Annotated in this window: 19 protein-coding genes; 6 read left to right on the top strand and 13 right to left on the bottom strand. The window is 64.7% G+C overall.

Going from position 1 to position 21,231, the window contains the following annotated elements; all coding sequences use genetic code 11:
* Window positions 1-5: 5 nt before the first annotated feature.
* Entirely contained in the window at window positions 6-1,745 is a 1,740-nt protein-coding gene (locus P8Q88_RS07895) for an acyl-CoA dehydrogenase family protein (protein WP_278323303.1), read from the bottom strand.
* A 46-nt stretch (window positions 1,746-1,791) separates the two neighbouring features.
* Here P8Q88_RS07895 and P8Q88_RS07900 point away from each other — a divergent pair, with 46 nt between their 5' ends.
* Window positions 1,792-2,727 carry an L-threonylcarbamoyladenylate synthase gene (locus P8Q88_RS07900; protein WP_278323304.1) on the top strand — a complete coding sequence of 312 codons (936 nt, stop codon included), beginning with the start codon at window positions 1,792-1,794 and terminating at the stop codon, window positions 2,725-2,727.
* Here P8Q88_RS07900 and P8Q88_RS07905 read toward each other — a convergent pair.
* The 7 genes from P8Q88_RS07905 to P8Q88_RS07935 form a co-directional block, all read right to left on the bottom strand.
* Complete coding sequence (locus P8Q88_RS07905) at window positions 2,724-3,053, bottom strand: hypothetical protein (protein ID WP_278323305.1); 330 nt, start codon at window positions 3,051-3,053, stop codon at window positions 2,724-2,726. The two genes, P8Q88_RS07900 and P8Q88_RS07905, sit on opposite strands and share 4 nt — an antisense overlap.
* Before the next feature lie 54 nt (window positions 3,054-3,107).
* Window positions 3,108-3,947: a head GIN domain-containing protein gene (locus P8Q88_RS07910; RefSeq protein ID WP_278323306.1), complete on the bottom strand. Its 840-nt coding sequence runs from the start codon at window positions 3,945-3,947 to the stop codon at window positions 3,108-3,110.
* A 127-nt stretch (window positions 3,948-4,074) separates the two neighbouring features.
* Window positions 4,075-4,608 (bottom strand): CarD family transcriptional regulator, encoded by a 534-nt coding sequence (locus P8Q88_RS07915; RefSeq protein ID WP_050601467.1) that lies wholly within the window; start codon window positions 4,606-4,608, stop codon window positions 4,075-4,077.
* A gap of 215 nt (window positions 4,609-4,823) precedes the next feature.
* Window positions 4,824-5,615 (bottom strand): YihY/virulence factor BrkB family protein, encoded by a 792-nt coding sequence (locus P8Q88_RS07920; RefSeq protein WP_278323307.1) that lies wholly within the window; start codon window positions 5,613-5,615, stop codon window positions 4,824-4,826.
* A gap of 9 nt (window positions 5,616-5,624) precedes the next feature.
* On the bottom strand, window positions 5,625-5,963 hold the full coding sequence (gene fdxA / locus P8Q88_RS07925; protein ID WP_278323308.1) for a ferredoxin FdxA: 339 nt from the start codon (window positions 5,961-5,963) through the stop codon (window positions 5,625-5,627).
* Between the two features lie 54 nt (window positions 5,964-6,017).
* Complete coding sequence (locus P8Q88_RS07930; RefSeq protein ID WP_278323309.1) at window positions 6,018-6,275, bottom strand: RNA-binding S4 domain-containing protein; 258 nt, start codon at window positions 6,273-6,275, stop codon at window positions 6,018-6,020.
* A 20-nt stretch (window positions 6,276-6,295) separates the two neighbouring features.
* Window positions 6,296-8,848 carry a helicase-related protein gene (locus P8Q88_RS07935; protein WP_278323310.1) on the bottom strand — a complete coding sequence of 851 codons (2,553 nt, stop codon included), beginning with the start codon at window positions 8,846-8,848 and terminating at the stop codon, window positions 6,296-6,298.
* Window positions 8,849-8,988: 140 nt separating this feature from the next.
* Between P8Q88_RS07935 and P8Q88_RS07940 the strand changes: the two genes are divergently transcribed.
* Genes P8Q88_RS07940 through P8Q88_RS07960 form a run of 5 tightly spaced genes read left to right on the top strand, consistent with a single transcriptional unit; the run spans window position 8,989 to window position 13,351 of the window.
* Window positions 8,989-10,599 (top strand): M23 family metallopeptidase, encoded by a 1,611-nt coding sequence (locus P8Q88_RS07940; protein ID WP_278323311.1) that lies wholly within the window; start codon window positions 8,989-8,991, stop codon window positions 10,597-10,599.
* 51 nt (window positions 10,600-10,650) lie between these two features.
* Window positions 10,651-11,649, top strand: coding sequence for a porphobilinogen synthase (hemB, locus tag P8Q88_RS07945; RefSeq protein WP_278323312.1), 999 nt, complete (start codon window positions 10,651-10,653; stop codon window positions 11,647-11,649).
* Window positions 11,642-12,247, top strand: a complete 606-nt coding sequence (locus P8Q88_RS07950) for a GNAT family N-acetyltransferase (RefSeq protein ID WP_278323313.1) — start codon at window positions 11,642-11,644, stop codon at window positions 12,245-12,247. Before hemB ends, P8Q88_RS07950 begins: the two co-directional genes overlap by 8 nt.
* On the top strand, window positions 12,240-12,782 hold the full coding sequence (locus tag P8Q88_RS07955; RefSeq protein ID WP_278323314.1) for a GNAT family N-acetyltransferase: 543 nt from the start codon (window positions 12,240-12,242) through the stop codon (window positions 12,780-12,782). Before P8Q88_RS07950 ends, P8Q88_RS07955 begins: the two co-directional genes overlap by 8 nt.
* Before the next feature lie 2 nt (window positions 12,783-12,784).
* On the top strand, window positions 12,785-13,351 hold the full coding sequence (locus P8Q88_RS07960) for a gamma carbonic anhydrase family protein (protein ID WP_278323646.1): 567 nt from the start codon (window positions 12,785-12,787) through the stop codon (window positions 13,349-13,351).
* A 183-nt stretch (window positions 13,352-13,534) separates the two neighbouring features.
* On the opposite strand, the gene P8Q88_RS07965 is transcribed toward P8Q88_RS07960, so the two are convergent.
* From P8Q88_RS07965 to clpA, 5 genes are all read right to left on the bottom strand, one after another.
* Entirely contained in the window at window positions 13,535-15,127 is a 1,593-nt protein-coding gene (locus P8Q88_RS07965; protein ID WP_278323315.1) for a cisplatin damage response ATP-dependent DNA ligase, read from the bottom strand.
* A 3-nt stretch (window positions 15,128-15,130) separates the two neighbouring features.
* Window positions 15,131-16,162, bottom strand: coding sequence for a ligase-associated DNA damage response exonuclease (locus tag P8Q88_RS07970; protein ID WP_278323316.1), 1,032 nt, complete (start codon window positions 16,160-16,162; stop codon window positions 15,131-15,133).
* A gap of 45 nt (window positions 16,163-16,207) precedes the next feature.
* The gene (locus P8Q88_RS07975; RefSeq protein ID WP_278323317.1) at window positions 16,208-17,704 is read right to left on the bottom strand and encodes an ABC transporter permease; all 1,497 of its coding nucleotides are present in this window, start codon (window positions 17,702-17,704) and stop codon (window positions 16,208-16,210) included.
* A complete protein-coding gene (locus P8Q88_RS07980; protein ID WP_278323318.1) occupies window positions 17,701-18,618 on the bottom strand; it encodes an ABC transporter ATP-binding protein in 918 nt (305 codons plus the stop codon). The genes P8Q88_RS07975 and P8Q88_RS07980 overlap by 4 nt, the downstream gene beginning before the upstream one ends.
* Window positions 18,619-18,751: 133 nt before the next feature.
* Window positions 18,752-21,130 (bottom strand): ATP-dependent Clp protease ATP-binding subunit ClpA, encoded by a 2,379-nt coding sequence (clpA, locus tag P8Q88_RS07985; protein WP_278323320.1) that lies wholly within the window; start codon window positions 21,128-21,130, stop codon window positions 18,752-18,754.
* Between the last annotated feature and the right edge of the window lie 101 nt (window positions 21,131-21,231).

Raw genomic sequence — 21,231 nt, forward strand, 5'->3', positions numbered from 1 at the left:
ACTTCCTATCCGAGGAGCTGCGCCGTCTCCAGCTCGTAGAGTCCGATCGATCCTGCGGTTGCCGAGCCTTTGAGCCCCGCAGCCTCGGGAACGATCCGGTCGAGGAAAAACCGCACCGTCGCCTTTTTCGTCGCAGCGAGCGAGGGGGAGGCTCCCGCCTCGATCGCCCGGGCCTGTCGCACAAGCTGCCATGCTGCGACGGCCACCGCCAGCATGGTGCAGAAAGGAACCGAGCCCGAGAGACGGTCGTCGAGGCTCGCCTCCTCGCGCATCCATCGCGCCACCGTCGCACAGTCGCCGGCAAGGGCGAACAGGTCCGGCTCGTCGGCGCAGTCGCGTGCGATGTCCTCGGTCAGGCCGATGACCGCCTGGCCGTCGTCCATGCCAAGCTTGCGCGTCACGAGGTCGGCGGCCTGGATGCCGTTGGTACCCTCGTAAATCGGGGCGATGCGCGAATCGCGCCAGTGCTGCGCCGCGCCGGTCTCTTCTACGAAGCCCATGCCGCCATGGACCTGCACGCCGAGGCTGGCGACTTCGATGCCAATATCGGTGCCCCAGGCCTTGATCAGAGGCGTCAGCACTTCGCCGCGGGCCTTGGCGGCCTCGTCGCCCAGAACACCGCGATCGACTTGTCCTGCAGTGTAATAGAGCAGGGCACGAGCGCCTTCCGTCAACGCCTTCATGCGCAGCAGCATGCGGCGCACGTCGGGATGCTCGACAATCGCCACCGGCGCGCGATCTGGCGATCCGGCGCGCGCGGACTGGATGCGATCGCGCGCGTAATCGAGGGCCTGCTGCGTCGCGCGCTCGCCGATCTGGACACCCTGGTTGCCGACATTGATGCGCGCGTTGTTCATCATCGTGAACATTGCCGCGAGACCGCGGTTCTCGGCGCCAACCAGCTCGCCGACGCATTCGTCATTGTCGCCATAGCTCATGACACAGGTGGGCGAGGCATGGATGCCGAGCTTGTGTTCGAGGCTGACACAGCGGAGATCGTTGCGCGGTCCGAGCGAACCATCCGGTTTCACATGATACTTTGGTACGATGAACAGCGAGATACCGCGGCTGCCTTCCGGCGCATCGGGCAGGCGCGCAAGCACGAGGTGGATGATATTCTTCGACAGCTCGTGCTCACCCCAGGTGATGTAGATCTTCTGGCCCTTGATCAGGTATTTGCCCGCGTGCTCGCCATCCTCGATCGGCGTGGCCGTGGTGCGGAGCGCGCCGACATCCGATCCCGCCTGCGGTTCAGTAAGATTCATCGTACCCGACCACTCGCCGCTGACGAGCCTGGGGAGATATTTCTCCTGCATCTCGCGCGAGCCATGATGCTCGAGCGCCTCGATCGCCCCGACGCTCAGCATGGGGAGCAGATTGAACGCCATGTTGGCTGTGCCGAGATTCTCCAGCACGTTGCACGAGAGCGTGAAAGGCAGGCCCTGTCCGCCGAACTCGACCGGTCCCGAGATGGCATTCCAACCCTGCTCGACATAATGCTCGTAAGCTTGCGCAAAGCCGTCCGGCAAGCGCACAACGCCATTCTCCAGCTTGGCCCCTTCCAGATCACCGGCGCGATTGAGCGGCGCCCATTCGCCGGCCGCAAACTGGCCAATGCCCTCGACGATGGCCTCGACCATATCCGGCTCGGCAGCGGCAAATCGTTCGGACTGGGCCAGCTCCTCGATCCCGGCATTGACGCGGATGGCGAGCAGCTGGTCCTGCGTGGGGGCGGTGTAAGTCACGTGCAATCCTCTTGGCTTTCGTGCCCCCCAGATATAGCGGGCAGGCATGGTCGGCAAATACGCTACGGAAACGCTTCGCGCGGATAATGGTGGCATCGAACGTGCGGCGCAGATCCTGCGCGGCGGCGGGCTGGTCGCAGTGCCGACCGAAACGGTCTACGGCCTTGCCGCCCGCGCCGACGATGATGAGGCCGTGGCGCGCATTTATGCCGCCAAAGGCCGGCCTAGCTTCAATCCGCTGATCGTCCATGTCGCCTCGCTCTCGGCGGCGGAACGCCTGGCCGTATTCTCAGAAGCGGCACGCGCGCTCGCCCGGCAATACTGGCCGGGTCCGCTCACGCTGGTCTTGTCGCGCCAGCGGGGCGCGGGGTTGGCCGCGGCGGTCACCGCGGGCCTCGACACTGTCGCTCTGCGTATGCCGAGCCATCCGGCAATGCGCGATCTGCTCGAATTCACCGGCCTGCCGCTTGCCGCGCCATCGGCAAATCGCAGCGGCTTTGTCAGCCCGACAAGCGCAGCGCACGTCCTGGGCGCGCTCGACGGGCGAATCGACGCGGTGATCGACGGAGGGCCTTCAGAAGCGGGCATCGAATCGACCATCGTGGCCGTCGGCGAAGATGGGTCGCGTCGGGTCCTGCGCCCGGGACCGATCCTGCTCGAAGATATCGCTCGCCCGGATGCTGGCGGGCGAATCGAAGCGCCGGGCCAGCTTGCGAGCCACTATTCCCCCGGCAAGCCTGTTCGCCTTGATGCGACAGAAGTTGCGCCAGACGACTTTGTGATCGGCTTCGGCGCGATGGAAGGCGACTGTACCCTGTCGGAAGCCGGCGACCTGGCGGAGGCTGCCGCGCGCCTCTACGCCTGCTTTCACCAGGGTGCGATCTCGGACAAGCCGCGCATCGCGGTCGCGCCGATCCCCGAGGAGGGCATCGGGATCGCGATCAACGACCGATTGCGTCGCGCGGCGACGCCGCCCGACTAATCCTTCGGTTCGACCGGGATGGTCGGGATGATCTGCTGGATTTCCGCATAGGTGCCGCGCGCCTGGTCGCAGGCGCGCCGGCTGCCGTCGGTGCAGTCCTGCATTTGTCGGGCATATTCGCGCTCGAGCTTGGCGAGGCGCTCCTCACGCCGCCGAATTTCGCGGCCGCGCTTCTCGTCGGCTTCGGACTGGCTTGTTGTCGCTAGATCCACGCCCTTGCTCGCAATCTTGACCGGAGCAGTGACGACATCGAGGGCCGTCTTCGCGATGCATCCCGAGACGAACAGGCTGGCCGGTACTACGGCAATGAGGGCTAGGCGATGCATGACGAATCCTTTCGCGGCATCGCCTAGCCAAGATTGCGCTAACCGTCGATGAACTCAGTTTCCGGCAGGGTCGGGGGCTTCCGGAGTTTCCGGCGCCCGAGGCGTATCGGGCGCGTCAGGCGCGGCCGGCGCGCCCGCGGTTTCGCGCCGCGGCGCAGTCTTGGAGCAGCTCAGCGTTCCCGAACCGACCTTGCTGGCGGCGCACTCCGCATTGCCGCGAACCACGACGTCGCCGGAGCCGACAATGCTGGCATCTACGCGGCCATCCGAGGCGAATTCCGCATCGCCCGATCCGGCAACCGACACCTCGGCCCTTTCCGCGCGAAGGCCTGCCATGCGGGCCGAGCCCGAGCCGGCGATGGTAAGCTCGAGCCGCTCGACCTCGCCCGTGGCTTCCAGATCGCCCGACCCGGCGATTGTCGCTTCGAACCGCTCTGGACCGGCCTCGTCGATTTCAAGGGTACCCGAGCCCGCCACGGTCACATTTGCGCGCGATGCCACGCGTTGGGCGCGAATCGTGCCCGAACCGGCCAGGGTCAGGTCCTCGGGATCGGGCATCGTGACGCGCACGGTCGCCACGCCCTTGCCGCTCCAGCTGTCCTTTTCGCGATGGATGGCAAGCATGTCCTCGTCGAGCGCAAAGCGCAGCGCTTCGACCGCTTCGGGATCGCCCGATACGTCGATTTGAAGAGTGTTGCCGCTGGTCACCAGAACCTCGTCGGGTCCGGCGAGGACAAGCTTGGTCGGGGCGGCGCCGGTCATATCGAGTTCGGACAGGGGAACGCCTTCGCTGTCGCCGAACCGGATGTTCATGCCGTCGCAGCCCGACACCAGCGCCGCTGAGGCAAGCGCGGCAGCGGGCGCCAGCTGCTTGAGAATTGTCTGTATCATCATTGCTCCTGATCTCCCGTGCAGTCCGTATTGGTGATGTAATACAGCGAGAGCCCGGGTTCAACCCGAAGCAAAAAGGCCGCCCCTTGCGGAGCGGCCTTTTCATCGAGCCGTTGTGGCGGTTTACCGGTCAGGCGTCTTCGGTGTTCTCGTAATACTGCGGCGCATGCTCGCGCAGCACGTCGAGGATCTTTTCCAGCGCAGTCGGCTCGTCGGTCTTCTCCATCGCGGCCAGTTCGCGAGCGAGGCGGCTGGAGGCCGCTTCGAAGATCTGCCGTTCCGAATAGCTCTGCTCGGGCTGGTCGTCCGGGCGAAACAGGTCGCGGGTCACCTCGGCAATGAGGACGATTTCGCCAGAATTGATCTTGGCTTCATATTCCTGGGCACGGCGCGACCACATGGTGCGCTTGACCTTGGGCTTGCCCTTCAGGGTTTCCATCGCTTCCTTGAGCGTCTTGTCGCTCGACAGCTTGCGCATGCCGATCGATTCGACCTTGTTGACCGGAACGCGGAGCGTCATGCGCTCCTTCTCGAAGCGGAGTACATACAGATCGAGCTGCATGCCGGCGATTTCCTCGCTCTGCAGTTCGATGACACGGCCCACGCCGTGCTTGGGGTAAACAACGTAATCGCCAACGTCGAAGGCATCAGCCTTGCTTGCCATGCAATCCATCCTTTCGTGGGGCGCGACCGGGGTGGGGGAGCAACATCGCTACAAGCTCCTCGCATCCCGAAACGGAGTGCGACTCGGCCCTTGCGAAATGTTGCGGAAGGTGGCGTGCCCTTTCTTCTCTAGCACCTTACCGGGAGCAGGCCGGTAGAGTTGTTGCATTATATAGCACACAAAGCTGAATATTGCGAGTCGCTGTAACGAAGCGGTCACGGAGCGTCGTGAAACCCATCGGCGAGCGCGGTGACCTCGGCGCCGAACAGCAAGGCGAAGCCGCTGACCCAGAACCATGTGATCAGGGCGACGACGGCGCCAAGCGATCCGTATGTGGCGTTGTAGCTGGCGAAATTGGCCGCGTAGAACGCAAAAGCCCCGGTCGCTGCAAGCCACAGCACGGCGAAAATGGTCGCGCCGCGCCAGGCCGCCTGCCACGCCGGCCGACGGCCTCCCGGGGCAAAGCGATAGATCAAGGCTGCCCCGGCCGCGGCAAGCGCGAGCATGAGGGCGAGCGTCACCAGGCGGGCCAGCGGTCCGGCAAGGCCGGCCGTTGCCGCGGTGAGCCCGGCCGTCGCGGCGAGGGCGATGGCGCCCCCGGCAGTGATGGCGAGTGCAACCAGGTTCTGCCGCAAGAAGCCGCGCGGTTGGTCGACATGGAATACGATATTGAGACCGGTGATCAGCGCGCTGGCTGCACCGCGCGCACCCACCAGTGCGATGCCCAAGGCGATGAGGAGGCCGAAGCCCTGTGCGCCGCTATCGCCCTGGGAAACTTGCGCCAGCTGGTCGCCGATCAACTCGGCCGCAGCCTGCGGCAGCGCGTCCGCCAGGCCACCGATGTGGCGCGCGACCGTTTCGGGCTCGGCGATAATGCCATAGGCGAGAACCACCGCGCCCAGCGCCGGCACCAGCGCCAGCAGGGCGTAATGCGCGATGCCTGCAGCGGTCAGCGAAATGCGGTCCGCGCTGCCTGCGGTCCAGGCGGCTTTCAGTCGATCAAGCAAGGAAATGGATCAATCGCCCTCGCCGGGCTCGGGCGAGAAATACTTGTCGAACTTGCCTTCCTCGTCCTTGTGCTCGTCGGCGTCGGCCGGCGGCTCCTTGCTTTGCGTGATGTTCGGCCATTCGGCCGAGAACTTCGTGTTGAGCTCGAGCCACTTCTCGAGATTGTCCTCGGTATCGGGAAGGATCGCCTCGGCCGGGCACTCCGGCTCGCACACGCCGCAGTCGATGCATTCGCTGGGATTGATGACGAGCATGTTCTCGCCCTCGTAGAAACAGTCGACCGGGCACACTTCGACGCAGTCGGTATATTTGCATTTGATGCAGGCGTCGGTGACGACATAGGTCATTGGGTCGGTGATCCTTCGCGAAGTGTTTACCTGGTTCGGTGCTGCTAGGGCCGATCATCCGTTCGGGTCAAGCTCCCGATAGCAGGCCTGCGCGTCGCGGGGTGGACCCCTCCGGTCAGGCATCCCCAATATCTCTACGAGACGCACCTGGTTCCCGAGCGGAATGGTGAGCACGTCACCAATCCGTATGTCGATTGCTCCGCGCGTGACCCGCTCGCCGTTGCGGCGAATATAGCCCTTTTCGACCAGCTTTTGTGCCGCGCTGCGCGTCCGGACGAACCGAAGGTAGCAAAGCAGCCGGTCAATCCTCATTCGGCGCTCATGCCGTCATGTCAGCGAAGCAGCTCTGCAAGGCCGGCAAAGGCACTGCCTTCGCGTGGCCTGGCCGGAGCGCGCTGCGCCTGCTTGCGGCGCGACGGGCGCCATTCCCAGCGATCGGGACGCGGTGGACCGAACACCCCATCAGGCAGAGGCTTCGCTCGCTGGACGCGAAATCCGGCGACGCCAAGCAGGCGGATGGCATTGTTCTCCTCAAGGCCGATGGAAACCGGGAGCGAAAGATCGAGCACGAACTTGCGCTTGCGATCCTGCGCCTTCGCCCTTGTCTCGTGCGCAGCGCGCAGGATCTTCTCGGCCAGATCGATGCGGATGGCCTGTTCGCCTGCCGGCCGGTAGCCCGACGGCAGCTTCTTCCCGCCAGGGATGACCGGCAGCATGGCCTCCTGCAGCGGCCGGCGATCTACGCCGAGCGCATTGAGCAGCTGGCGCGGTGCGGGTTTCAGCAGCAGAGGCGAAAAGACGTCGAGTGCACCGAAGGTTACCCCGATCTTGCGCAGAAACGGACGCATCTCTTTCGGCAGATGCTCGATCCCGGCCCGTTCGCGGCTGGTGTAGCCATGGCCGGCGATCAGGTTGAGCAACAGCGCGCGCGCCTGCGAGCCTGCCTCGGGGTTGGCCGAGGCCTGATGCATCTTTTCGAGCGGCGCGAGCGGTTCGAGTTTCGCCGCGAGCCAGACCTCCAGCGCGGCGAGCAACTGCGTGCGGGCAGCATCGGGCAGCGCCTTGAGTTCGCGTGTCGGCTGGAGCAGCGACGCGACGGTGCCCTCGCGCTGTTCGAGCGTGACGAGGTCCTGGCCTTTCCAGCGGATTGCCCCGCGCGCGAGTTCGAGGTCGGACAGGTCCGAGGCCGCCAGCGCCTGCGCCTGTTCGCCCAGCAGGCGGGGGAGGGCCTTTTCTGCGGCCGCCAGCAACATCCGCCGGTCCTCGTGCCGCGCGGACGGATCGACGTCGAAACGAAAACCCTGGATCGTGCCGAGGTGCTCGCCTTCGACGCTTACCCCGCCGTCCTCGGCCAGTTCGATCGGAAGCATTTCGGGATTTTCACCCAGCGATTTCATCAGGATAGCCGTCCTTCGATTTACGAATCTTTCGGTCAGCCGCGCGTGAAGCGCGTCCGACAGTTTGGCCTCGACCGCCCGGGCACGCGACGCCATCTCGTCACGCGCCAGCACCCAGTCTGGGCGCTGGCAGATATAGGCCCAGCTGCGAATCGCCGCGATCCGCCCCTGCAGCGTATCGATGTCGCCGGCCATGTTGTCGAGTTCGCTGATCCGCGCGGCGACATAATCTGCGCCGAGATAACCGCCACGCAGGTCCTGCCACAGTCGCGCAACGAAACGGGCATGCACGTCCGGGCCGCGCTGGCGAAAATCGGGCAGCGAGCACGCCTCCCAGAAGCGGCGGACGTTTCCGGGCCCACGGATCGTCTGCCCGACCGGCTCCTCGGCCAGGCGCTTCAGCGTGGCAAGATCGATCGCCTCGGGCGCAGCCCTCAAGGCACGGTCTGCGGGCGAGGCCTCGAGGTCGGCGATCAGCGTTTCGAGCGAATCGTAGCGAGGGTCCGGCTCGCGCCAGAACAGGTGCGTCAGCGGCCCGAAGCGATGCTCCTCGATCGCGTAAATTTCTTCCTCGGTGAATTCCGGCTGCGTGCCGCCACGGTGGCTGCCGCCCAGCGTGCCGAAAGTGCCGTCGCGCTGGTGGCGCCCGGCGCGCCCGGCAATCTGCGCCATCTCGGCGGGCAGCAGGCGCCGCATGCGCTGGCCGTCGAACTTGGTCAGCCCGGCAAATGCGACATGCGTCACGTCGAGATTGAGGCCCATGCCGATCGCATCGGTGGCGACGATGTAGTCGACCTCGCCATTCTGAAACAGCGCGACCTGCTTGTTCCGCGTTTCCGGGCTGAGCGCGCCCATGACCACGGCCGCGCCGCCTCGGAAGCGGCGTAGCATCTCCGCCACGGTATACACCTGCTCGGCACTGAAGGCGACAATCGCGCTGCGTGGCGGCAGGCGCGACAGCTTGCGCGGCCCGATATGGGTGAGAGTGGAAAAGCGCGGCCGGTCCGAAATCTCGGCGCGCGGTAACAGCTCGCGCACCAGCGGCTCTGCAGTGGCGCTGCCGAGCAGCATTGTCTCCTCGCGCCCGCGCGTGTTCAGCAGGCGATCGGTAAAGATGTGGCCGCGTTCGCGATCTGCGGCGAGCTGGACCTCGTCGAGCCCGACGAAGGCGGCCCCCGCGCCATTGCGCGGCATGGCCTCGACTGTGCAGCACATGTAGCGCGCGTTCTTGGGCTCGATCCGTTCCTCGCCGGTGATGAGCGCGACCTGGTCCTCGCCCTTGATGGCACGCACCCGGTCATAGACCTCGCGTGCCAGCAGGCGCAGCGGAAAGCCCATGCAGCCGCTCGAATGGCCGCACATGCGTTCGATCGCCAGATGCGTCTTGCCGGTGTTCGTGGGTCCGAGGACCGCCTTGATCGCGCTACCCTGCACCCGCCCTAGGTGGCAGGCGCCACGCCGAACCGCAACCGTCCGACGTCGCGCCATGTCGCTTCGTCGCAGACGGGACTCGCGCTGCCGCAGCTTAAGCGGGTGTTTACTTTAATTCGGCACAGAAAGCGGGCAATGGACCCGCAAGGGTCTGGTCGCCCTGTGATCGAGGGGCGGCCACGGACGGAGGGTCTGGCGTGTATTGGTCTCATGGGGACAGCGAACAAGGCGGTTCCACGCACGCGGCGGATGATGGCGCCGCGGCTGCGGCTACGCTTGCGCACGACCAGATCGTCGACGAGCCAGCACGGTCCAGGCCGCGGCTTGCAGAGTTCCGGGACAAGCTTTTCACGAAAATTGCTTCGGTCGATATCGCGCTCGACCTCGGTAGCAATATCGGCAGCCGCCGCTGGTTTCGCGGCATGGGTACGTTCGTCGGCCTGTCCGCCGCAGCGCTTGCCTTCTGGCCGAGTTTTGCACCGCTCGAGGCCGCGCCGCCTGTCCCCGTCGGCGATGCGGTGCGCGCAGAATACCGCAGCCAGATGATCATGCCGCTGGCACTCGGGGCGGACAGCGGACGCCGCATGGGCGCGACGCGTCTCGTGCAACCGCTTGCCGAAGCGCCGGAACGGCCACGCATCGAACTGGTCGCAACGCTGGCCCAAGGCGACGATTTCGAACGCATGCTGCGCCGCGCAGGGCTGGGCCGGGACGATACGCAGCTGGTGACCAACATGGTATCGGCGGCGATGCCGCTCAGTGAGATCGAATCGGGTACCAAGGTCGACATCGTTCTGGGCCGGCGCCCGCAATCAAACGCGCCGCGTCCGCTAGAGGAACTGGCCTTCCGCGCCCGGTTCGACCTCGAATTGTCGGTCGGTCGCCTGGACGAGGACGGGCCGCTGACGCTGGTGCGCAAGCCGATCCGCGTCGACGACACGCCGCTGCGCATTCGTGGCGTCGTCGGCGACAGTCTCTACCGTTCTGCGCGCGCAGCGGGCGCGCCTGCCAGTGCAGTGCAGGCCTATCTCAAGACGCTTGGCCAGCATGTGAACATCGATCGCGAGATCCGCGCGAACGACACGTTCGATTTCATACTCGCCCACCGACGGGCCGCTACGGGCGAGCGACAGGCGGGGCAGCTGCTGTATGCCGGTCTCGAGCGGGCCGAGAAACCGCGTGTCCAGCTGATGCGCTGGGGCACGGATGGCGAATTCTACGAGGCATCCGGCGTCGGCGAGCAGCGTGGCGGGCTGATGGCTCCGGTGCCGGGACGCATGTCATCAAGATACGGAATGCGGCGCCACCCGATCCTCGGCTATCGGCGCATGCACGCCGGGCTCGATTTCAAGGCGCGACACGGGACGCCGATCGTGGCCGTGACCGATGGCCGCGTGCTGTCCGCGGGCCGCGCTGGCGGGTGCGGGAATGCGGTCAAGCTGCGCCATGGTGGCGGGATCGATACGCGCTATTGCCACATGAGCCGCATCGCGGTGGACCGTGGCCAGTCCGTCCGGCGCGGGCAGGTGATCGGCTACGTCGGGTCTACCGGTCTCTCCACCGGGCCGCATCTCCACTATGAAATGTACCGCGGTGGCCGGTCGATCAATCCGGCCTCGGTCAAATATGTGACGCGCGCCCAACTGAACGGCGCGGAACTGGCCCGCTTTCGGGATACGCTGGCAAAGCTGCGAACGGTCGAGCCTGGCGCTGCTCTCGCCGATCTCGCTCCGACGGCCAGCGAAACTGCCAACACAATGCCGCAACGCGAAATCGACAAGATCGACGGGCCCCGCTCGTTGCCCTGACGTGCGCCTTGGCGATTGCACCGCGTCCGCCCATGCGGCATTGCTGAGGGCATGAGCATCGCATCCTATCCCGCCACACGCCTGCGCCGGACTCGCGCCCATGCGTGGAGCCGCCGCATGCACCGCGAAACGGTGATGACGAGTGCGGATCTGATCTGGCCGCTGTTCGTGACCGATGGAACGGGCGTAGAGGAGCCTGTCGCAAGTCTGCCGGGGGTATCGCGCTGGTCCGTCGACGGTATCGCGGCGCGCGCGAAAGAGGCCGTCGATCTCGGTATTCCCTGCGTGGCGCTGTTTCCCAACACGCAACATGACAAGCGGAGCGAGGATGGCGCCGAGGCCTTCAATCCCGACAATCTCATGTGCCGCGCGATCAGGGCGGTGCGCGATGCCTGCGGCAGCGATATCGGCATACTCACCGATGTAGCCCTCGACCCCTATACCAGCCACGGGCAGGACGGGCTGCTCGACGATCACGGCTATGTCGTGAACGACGATACGGTTGCCGTGCTGGTCGACCAGGCGGTCAATCAGGCCGAGGCCGGGGCGGACATCATCGCCCCTTCCGACATGATGGACGGCCGTGTGCGCGCGATCCGCATGGCGCTGGAAATGGGCGGGCACCACAACGTGCAGATCATGGCCTATTCGGCGAAATATGCCTCCACCTTCTATGGCCCTTTTCGCGATGCCGTGGGATCCGGCGGCCTGCTGAAGGGCGACAAGAAAAGCTACCAGATGGACCCGGCCAATGGTGACGAGGCGATGCGCGAGATCGCGCTCGACATTGCCGAGGGCGCCGACAGCGTGATGGTGAAGCCGGGCCTCTCCTATCTCGACGTGATCTGGCGCGCGAAAGAGGCCTTCCACGTGCCGGTCTTCGCCTATCAGGTGAGCGGCGAATATGCGCTGATCGAGGCAGGTGCGGCGGCCGGGGTAGCGGATCGCGAGGCGCTGCTGATGGAAAAGCTGCTTGCCTTCAAGCGCGCCGGCTGTTCGGGCGTGCTGACCTATCACGCGCCACTCGCCGCGCGCATTCTCAATGGCTGACACTATTTCGGTGGCCGATACCGGGGCCGGATTTCACCACGAAACCGATCGCCTTGTCCTGCGCGACTGGCGCTCGGAGGATTGGCCGCGGTTCTGGGAGCTGTGCAACACGACCGCAGTGATGCGCTGGCTGGGCGGCGTAGCGGATGCCGCGACACAGGCAGGCGCGCAGGAGCGGCTGGAAGGCTATCGCCGCGATCACGGGCACACCTTCTGGGTCTGCGAGCGAAAGGCCGACGGCGGCCACCTGTCCGGGCAAATGCTCGGTTTTTGCGGATTGAAGCGCTCCAATGTCGAAGACGAGACGGTGTTCGGGATGATGGAGGTCGGCTGGCGCCTGCGCGAAGATGCCTGGGGGCACGGCTATGCAAAAGAAGCGGCGATTGCCTCGCTCGACCTCGGCTTCGGTCGCTTCGGGGGCGAGGAGATTGTTGCGCTGACGGTCCCGGGCAACACGGCAAGCTGGGGCCTGATGCTGCGCCTTGGCATGTCGCGCCGCGAGGATCTCGATTTCACCGACCCGCGCTGGGGGCCGGACCTCAACCCCACGATCGTCTATTCTATCGATCGCGAAACATGGCTTGCACGCGATGCCTGACATCATCGCCGAGACCGAGCGCCTGATTCTGCGCACGATCGGCGAGGGCGATGAAACGGAGCACGACCGCCTGCTGAATTCCCCGACGATAATGCGCTACATTGGCGGCCCGATGGAACCGGCGGAGATCGAGCAGCGGCATGCCAAGGGCATGGCGATGTTTGCGCGCGAAGGCTTCAGCTTCCTGTTCGTGATCGAGAAGGCGAGCGGGGAGATGGTCGGCTATTGCGGGATCAAGCGGGTCGATGATCCATCCGCGCCGAACGTCGGCGATCACGAGATCGGCTGGAAGATCCGCGAGGATCGCTGGGGGCTCGGTTACGCAAGCGAGGCGATGCGCGCGGTGATCGACTGGGCCTTCTCCCGCATTGGCGCGCCACATGTCGTTGCCATTACCGACCCAAACAATACCGCAAGCTGGAAGCTCATGGAAAAACTCGGCATGGTGCGGCGAGAGGAGCTGGATTTCGAGGCCGAGCACGGCCCGCTGATCCAGTATTCGCTGACCGCAGACCAATGGGAGAGCGCGGCTTGAGTATCCATCGACCCGGCGTGACGATCATTCCGATTCACGGCCATACGCCGAAAATCCACGACAGCGCCTTCATCGCACCTGGTTGCACAATCATCGGCAATGTCGAGATCGGTGCCGACAGCTCCGTATGGTACAATTGCGTATTGCGCGCCGACGTCAGCCGCATCGTTATCGGCGAGCGGACCAATATTCAGGACGGCAGCGTCTGCCACTGCGATCCGGAACGTCCCGGCGATCCCGATGGCTCGCCGCTCATCATCGGCGACGACGTGCTGGTCGGGCATATGGCGATGGTCCACGGCTGCACGATCGAGGACCGCGGCTTCGTCGGCCTCGGCGCGATCGCGATGAACAAGGCGGTCATCGGTAGCGACGCAATGCTCGCGGCAGGTGCCATGCTGACCGAGGGCAAGGTGATGGGCGCGCGCGAACTTTGGGGCGGCCGGCCGGCGCGCAAGATGCGCGACCTCGACGATGCTGCGATCGCCGGCATGCGCATGGGCGTCGCGCATTACGCGGAAAATGCGAAGGCGCATTCCAAGGCGATCGGGGACGCTGATCTGACCTAAGTCGCGCGGCGCGACTTTTTGATGCGTGCGGTCCGGACATCCGTCCGGCCCTTGCGGCGGCACCAGCCCACGCCCCCACCCGGCCACCCAAACAGTATAGTGCCGTGGGTGGCCGGGTGGGGGCGTGGGCTGGTGCCGCAAGGAGAGCGCGGATGCGCTTTCCGCACCCGACAAAAAACCCTTCTAATCCCGCACCAGCGCCCTTAGCGCTTCCACGCGATCCGCCTCGTGCGGTGGCTTGTCCCAGCGGATGCGGTGGATGCGCGGGAAGCGCATTGCGAGGCCGGATTTGTGACGCTTGCTTTCATGGACGCTGTCGAAGGCGACTTCGAATACCAGGCTCTTGTCGGTTTCACGCACCGGGCCGAAGCGGTTGACGGTATTGCGGCGCACATGGCGGTCGAGCTTTTTCAGTTCCTCGTCGGTGAAGCCCGAATAGGCCTTGCCCACCGGCAGCAGATCGGCGCCCCGGTCCGGATCACCGTCCCAGCAGCCGAAGGTATAGTCCGAATAGAAGCTCGACCGCTTGCCGCTGCCGCGCTGGGCATACATCAGCACGCAATCGACCAGCAGCGGGTCGCGCTTCCACTTGTACCAGTAGCCGACGCGTCGACCGGCGATATAGGGGCTGTCCTTGCGCTTGAGCATCAGCCCTTCGATGGAATCGTCGCGGCTGCCCTCCCGGATCTGTGCGAGATGATCGAAGTCGCGCGCCTCGACGATCCGGCTGAGGTCGAAGTGGCTGTAGGGGAGGCGCTCCATCAGTGCTTCGAGCCGGGCGCGGCGCTCGGTCCAGGGCGAAGGGCGCAGGTCTTCCCCTTCGACCAGCAGGGCATCATATAGCCGCACGAAGGCCGGTGCCTCCTTCAGCATCTTCTTGCTCACGGTCTTGCGTCCGAGCCGTTGCTGCAAGGCATTGAAACTCGCGGCGCCGCCCTCTTCTCCGCCTTGGTGTGTGCCGCGCACCAGCAACTCGCCGTCGAGCACTGCGGGAAAAGGCAGCACGTCGAGGAGTTCAGGGAAAGTCGCCGAGATATCATCTCCGGAGCGTGAATAGATGCGGGTCTCATCGCCGGCGCGGACCAGCTGCACGCGGATCCCGTCCCACTTCCACTCCGCGGCATAGTCGGCGAGGTCGACCACCGTCTCTTCGAGCGGGTGCGCGAGCATGAAGGGCCGGAAGGTCGGCAGATTCTCGATGTCGGGCGGGTCCTCGCCATGCGCCGCCCAGGCGAACAGCTCCGGATAGGGCGGGGCGAGACCGTGCCAATATTCTTCGACTTCATCGACCGAAACGTCGAAGGCCTGTGCGAAAGCGGTCTTGGCGAGACGACTGGATACGCCGATGCGCATCCCGCCCGTCGCGAGTTTGAGCAAGGCATAGCGTCCCGACGGATCGAGCCGGTCGAGTAGCTTCGGGAGCTCGGAGACCACGGTCTTGCGGTTCATCGCTTCGAGCAGTTCGACCGTTTCACTGACCGACGGCGGCGACGGCGGTTCATCGGGCGCGGGCCAGAGAAGGCTCGCGGTCTCGGCCGTATCGCCCACGAAATCGCGGCTGAGCGACCACAGGACCGGATCGATGCGGTCCTTCATCAGATTGCGAATGGTCGAGCTTTTCACCGCTGGGAAATCGAGCCCGTCGGACAGGGCCGCGAGGGCCCAGCCGCGGTCGGGATCGGGCGTCGCCCGAAGGTATTCGGCGATCAGGCGCAGCTTCTCGTTACGGCTCCGCGTATAGACCAGCGCGTCGATGAGGGCGGCAAATTCTTCCACGTCTCAATCGTCCTCATCGTCGTAACCGACGAGTGCCAGCGCCCGAGCACGCCGCTGATGAAGCTGGCACCAGCGCAACAGGGCATCTTCGCGGCCGTGGGTGATCCAGTTCTCCTGCGCATCGACTTCCTTGATCGTGCGCGTCAACTCGCCCCAGTCGGCATGGTCCGAAATGACCAGCGGCAGTTCCACATTGCGCTGCCGGGCGCGCTGGCGGACGCGCATCCAGCCGCTGGCCATGGCGGTGATGGGATCGGGCAGGCGGCGGCTCCAGCGATCGTTCAGCGCAGAGGGCGGGCAGACCACGATCGCGCCGCGCATGTCGTCCTTCGCATAGTCCGAGACGAGCCGCAGTTCGCCCAGATCGACGCCATGCTCCTCGTAAAGGCGGCACATCTTCTCCATCGCGCCATGCAGATAGATTGGGTGGCGATGTCCGGCGCGGCGCAGTTCCGCGATCACGCGTTGCGCCTTGCCCAGCGCATAGGCCCCGACGAGCACGCAGCGATCGGGATGCGCGGCAAGCCGATCGAGCAGCTTGGCCATTTCGTCTTCGATCGGGGGATGGGTAAACAATGGCAGGCCGAAGGTGGCCTCGGTGATGAAGATGTCGCAGGGCGTGACTTCGAACGCCGGACAGGTGGGATCTTCGCGGCGTTTGTAATCGCCGGTCACGATCACGCGCTCACCCGCATGTTCGAGCAGGATCTGAGCGCTGCCCAGGACATGGCCGGCCGGAATATAGGTCGCATCGACTCCGCCCTTAAGCCGGATCGTCTCGCCATATTCGACGGGCACCGCCTTGTGCGGGATCTCGCCCGCATCGTCTTCGGCTCCGGTGCGATAGCGCAATTCCATGATCGCCAGCGTCTCTGGCGTCGCGATCGTCTCGCCGTGCCCGCCGCGCGCGTGATCGGCATGACCGTGCGTTACCAGCGCCTTGCCGACCGCCTTGGACGGATCGACCCAGCAGTCGGCTGGAGAAATATGGATGCCGTGCGGTTCGGGCTTGATCCAGGAAAAGGGCGCGCTCACGCCCGATTCAAGCGGGCAGCGCGCCAGACGTTCCCGGGCAAGTAATCACCGGACCGGCTTGAAGCGCTCCATAAGCTGCCTGAACCCCGGTTTCTGCCCGGTGGCGAGCAGGCTGGCACGGAACAGTCGACCCAGGAAAACGACTTCGAGGGCGACAAATGCTGCAAGCAGCAGGCCGGCGCCGACCATTTCCCACCATTCGATACCGGTGCCAAGCCGTGCGAGCACGGTGAAGGGCGTCCACAGCGGAATCCATGTCAGCAGCTGCACGATCAGCCCTTCCTTGCCTGCCACGATCGAATTCAGGAGCAGCGTGATCGGCAATAGGATGCCGAGCAAGACGGGCATGAGATAGCCCTGCGCTTCGCTCATGGAATCGGCCATGGCGCCAATGGCGACAAAGATAATCGAGATCGCAATATAGCCGGCAATGAAGAAGAAGATCATCGCGAGGATGACCCCCGGCGAAGACAGCGGCTCCAGCGCCGGACGGATCATGTCGGCGATCGCGCCTTGCGTGAAGAACACGACCACCGCGGCGCACCCCAGCCACACGGTGATCATCGACAGACCCACCGCCAGGGCCCCCACCAGCTTGCCGTACATCAGCTCTTCGGGCCGTATGCAGGCAAGCAGCGATTCGAGGAGCTTGTTCGATCGTTCCTCGACGGAGCCCTGCAGCATCCAGCTACCCGACAGCATGAGGCTCATCATCAGGATGTAAGAGAGCGCAAGCGGCACGATCGACCGGATCAGCAGGGCCTCGCGCGCGCCGCCGCCAGGAGGGGGCGTGGTGACCGCGATCGCTGGCGCTGCACTCTGAACCGCGCGCGCCTGATCCGGGGACAGACCCTGTTGCAGGAGCAATCGCTGGCGCAGCTCACCCGTCAGCACTTCCTGCAATTGGGTCACGAAGCTGGTGCGGGGCTGATCCTTGGACCACAGCCGGATCATGGGATCCGCCGGATAGCCTTCGCCAATCAGGAGCACATAATCCGCCGCCTCCTCGCCCGCCTCTTCCTCATCGGCGTCGAGCAGGGCGTCGATTCGCTCATCCAGCAGCGCGTCCTGGCTCGAGACCAGTTCCGATGGCGGGGGCGCGAAGACATATTCCGGTTCGTGCGGCTCGAATTCGGGCGTTGCCTCCGGACGGATCCGTTCGATCTTCTGGAGAGCGGCATCCAGTCCGCCCTGACGGCGAAACTGTTCGACATCGGTTTCGGTATACCAGCGGTCGTGCTGCGCCCATGCGGCATCGGGATCGGCCGCTTCCAGCTCGTGCCGCCGAATATAGCGCGAAAGGTCGCGCAGAGTGTGGCGGTCCTCTTCCAGGGCGAAACGCTGCTCGATTGCGGCGGCGGCAGACCCGCCGGCACGGTCGAGGATCATCACCCGCGTCGCTTCCTCATCATCGAGCGAGCGTGCGAACAGCGGCCCGATGGCCAGCGCCACGGGCACCAGCAGCAGGGTAAGCCAGAAGCTTTTCATCATGGCGATCTGGCGGAATTCGCGGACCGCCACGAGCAGTATGTTGCGCATCATCGCTCGATCTCCCCGTCACCCACCATGCGCACGAACACCTCGTGTAGTGACGCGCGGCGCTCCTCGAACCGGCGCAGAGGCACGCTGCGCGCCGTGCAGGCTTCCAGCACTGCATCGGCATTCGTCCCGGGGTCGAGCGTGAGGTCGTAGCGCGCCCAATCTTGCCCTGCATCCTCGACCCGATCGGCGCGCATCACGCCCGGCACGTCAGCAATCGCGGGTCTTGCGATGGCCGTGATATGCGCGGGCTGGGTCGCACGCGCCTCGTCGAGCGTGCCCTCGAAGCGCTTGGCGCCTTTCTTGAGCAATAGAAGTCGGTCGCATAGCCGCTCTGCGTGCTGCATGACGTGGGTCGAGAAAATCACCGCGGCACCGCGCTGCGAAGCGCGCAGGATCTCGTCTTCGAGCAGGCCCTGGTTGACCGGGTCGAGACCGGAGAAGGGCTCGTCGAGCATCAGGAGTTCGGGGCGATTGACCAGTGAGCAGGCAAGCTGGACTTTTTGCGCCATTCCCTTTGACATGTCGCCGATCTGGCTCTTCGCGCGGTCGGCGAGGTCGAAGCGTTCGAGCAGCTCCATGCCGTGGCGGTGCGCGTCAGCCGGCTCCATGTGCTTGAGCCGACCGAAATAGACGATCGTCTCGATTGCCTTCATGTGGGAATACAGGCCGCGCTCCTCGGGCAGAAATCCGATCGCATCGGATTTCCGCTTGTCGGGCGCCGCACCCAGCACCTCGATCCGGCCCGACGTCGGCCGAATGATGTCGAGCACCATGCGCAGCGTTGTCGTCTTGCCCGCGCCATTGCCGCCGAGGAAGCCGAAGATCTCTCCGGGTTCGACGGAGAAGGACAGATCGTCCACCGCCAATACATCGCCGAAGCGCTTGGTAAGGTTCTCGACCCTCAGAACCGACACGGTGCAATCCCCCTTGCTGATGTCCGAGCGGTATGGGAGCGGCGCGCCCGCCTCAAGCCTTTATGTGGCGAATACCAAAAAAGGGCCGGCAGATGCCGACCCTCTCTCGGGTTTTTACCAATCGAGAAGCGATCTACTTGCCCTCGTCGGTGCTTTCGCTGGTGCCGGCTTCGGGCTTTTTCGCGGGCGGATTCTTTCTCGCCGCTGCCTTCTTCTTCGGCTTGGCCCTTGTCTTGGGCGGGGCTGGGGTGAGTTCGAACGACGGCTTGCCATCCTTCATCGTCACCGACACCTCGCCGCCATCGGCGAGCTTGCCGAACAGCAGTTCTTCGGCCAGCGGCTGCTTGATCTTTTCCTGGATCAGGCGGCCCATCGGGCGTGCGCCATAGAGGCGGTCGTAGCCCTTGTCGGCCAGCCAGGCGCGAGCCTCCTTGTCGAACTGGATCTCGACATTCTGTTCGGCCAGCTGCAGTTCGAGCTGGAGGATGAACTTGTCGACCACGCGGGCAACGGTGTCCTTGCCGAGGTAGCCGAACGGCACGATCGCATCGAGACGGTTCCGGAATTCGGGCGTGAACATGCGCTTCACCGCCTCCTCGCTCGCGTCTTCCTTGCTCACGTCGCCGAAACCGATGCCCTGGCTTGCCATGTCGGCAGCGCCGGCATTGGTCGTCATGATCAGCACGACATTGCGGAAGTCGACCGTCTTGCCGTGATGGTCGGTCAGGCGACCGTTGTCCATTACCTGCAGCAGGATGTTGAACAGGTCGGGATGCGCCTTTTCGATTTCGTCGAGCAGCAGCACGCAATGCGGATTCTGATCGACCGCGTCGGTCAGCAGGCCGCCCTGATCGTAACCGACATAGCCCGGAGGCGCGCCGATAAGGCGGCTGACGCTGTGGCGCTCCATATATTCGGACATGTCGAAGCGCTTGAGCTCGATCCCCATGATGGAAGCGAGTTGGCGCGCGACTTCGGTCTTGCCGACGCCCGTCGGGCCGCTGAACAGGAACGAGCCGATCGGCTTGTCCGGATCGCGCAGGCCCGCGCGGCTGAGCTTCATCGCGGTCGAGAGCTTCTTCACCGCCGCATCCTGGCCGAACACGACATGCTTCAGGTCGCGCTCGAGATTCTCGAGCGCCTTCTTGTCGTCCTTCGACACCGACTTGGGTGGAATGCGGGCCATGGTCGCGATGACGGCTTCGATCTCCTTGGCGGTGATCTTCTTCTTGCGACGGCTCGGCGGCACCAGCATCTGCATCGCGCCGACCTCGTCGATCACGTCGATCGCCTTGTCTGGCAGCTTGCGGTCGTTGATGTAACGCGCGGAAAGCTCGACCGCGGTCTTGAGCGCGTCCTGCGTGTAAGTGACCTTGTGATGGTCCTGGAATGCGGACTTGAGACCCTGAAGGATCTTCACAGTATCCTCGATCGTCGGCTCGTTAACGTCGATCTTCTGGAAGCGCCGCAGCAGCGCGCGGTCCTTCTCGAAGTGGTTGCGGAACTCCTTGTAGGTGGTCGAACCGATGCAGCGGATCGCGCCGCTGGAAAGGGCAGGCTTGAGCAGGTTGGAAGCGTCCATCGCCCCACCACTGGTCGCCCCTGCACCGATGACCGTGTGGATTTCGTCGATGAAAAGGATCGCTTCGGGCATGCCTTCGAGTTCGTTGACCACCTGCTTCAGGCGTTCCTCGAAGTCCCCGCGATAGCGGGTGCCGGCCAGCAACGCGCCCATATCGAGCGAATAGATGACCGCGTCCTGCAGAACTTCGGGCACGTCGCCCTCCACGATCTTGCGCGCAAGGCCCTCGGCGATGGCGGTCTTGCCGACGCCGGGATCGCCTACATACAGCGGATTGTTCTTGCTCCGGCGGCATAGGATCTGGACCGTCCGATCGACCTCTGGACCGCGACCGATAAGTGGATCGATCCTGCCATCCTCGGCCTTCTTGTTGAGGTTGACGGTGAACTGGTCGAGCGCGGTTTCCTTCTTGCCCTTGCCGTCGGCCTTTTCCTCGGCCTGTGCTTCGCCGCCTTCGCTACCCTCGGGCGGGCGACTTTCGATCTGCTTGCCGCCCTTGCCGATGCCATGGCTGATGAAGCTGACCGCATCGAGCCGGCTCATGTCCTGCTGCTGCAGGAAATAGACCGCATAGCTGTCGCGTTCGGAAAACAGTGCCACCAGCACGTTGGCGCCCGTGACCGTGTCCTTGCCCGATGACTGGACGTGCAGGATCGCGCGCTGGATTACGCGCTGGAACCCGGCGGTCGGCTGCGGATCGGCGCTCTCTTCCGACTGCAGGGCCTGGTATTCCTGCTCGAGATATTGCTTCACCACCGCGCCGAGTTCGGCGAGGTCGACACCGCAGGCATTCATGACCTGCGCCGCGTCATCATCGTCGATCAGCGCCAGCAACAGATGTTCGAGCGTGGCATATTCGTGCCGTCGCTCGCCGGCGTCGCTGAGAGCTGCGTGAAGGGTTTTCTCGAGATTTGCTGCAAAGCTGGGCATTCAGTTGTCTCTTTCGTGGGACTCGCAAGATGCGAGATGGAAGCAGCCTAGGCACGCAAGGTTAGCCAAAGCTGTATGCGGCGACACCGCGCGTTCGGGGG

The organism is Qipengyuania marincola (genome assembly GCF_029688625.1).
In the GTDB taxonomy this organism is placed as follows: domain Bacteria; phylum Pseudomonadota; class Alphaproteobacteria; order Sphingomonadales; family Sphingomonadaceae; genus Qipengyuania.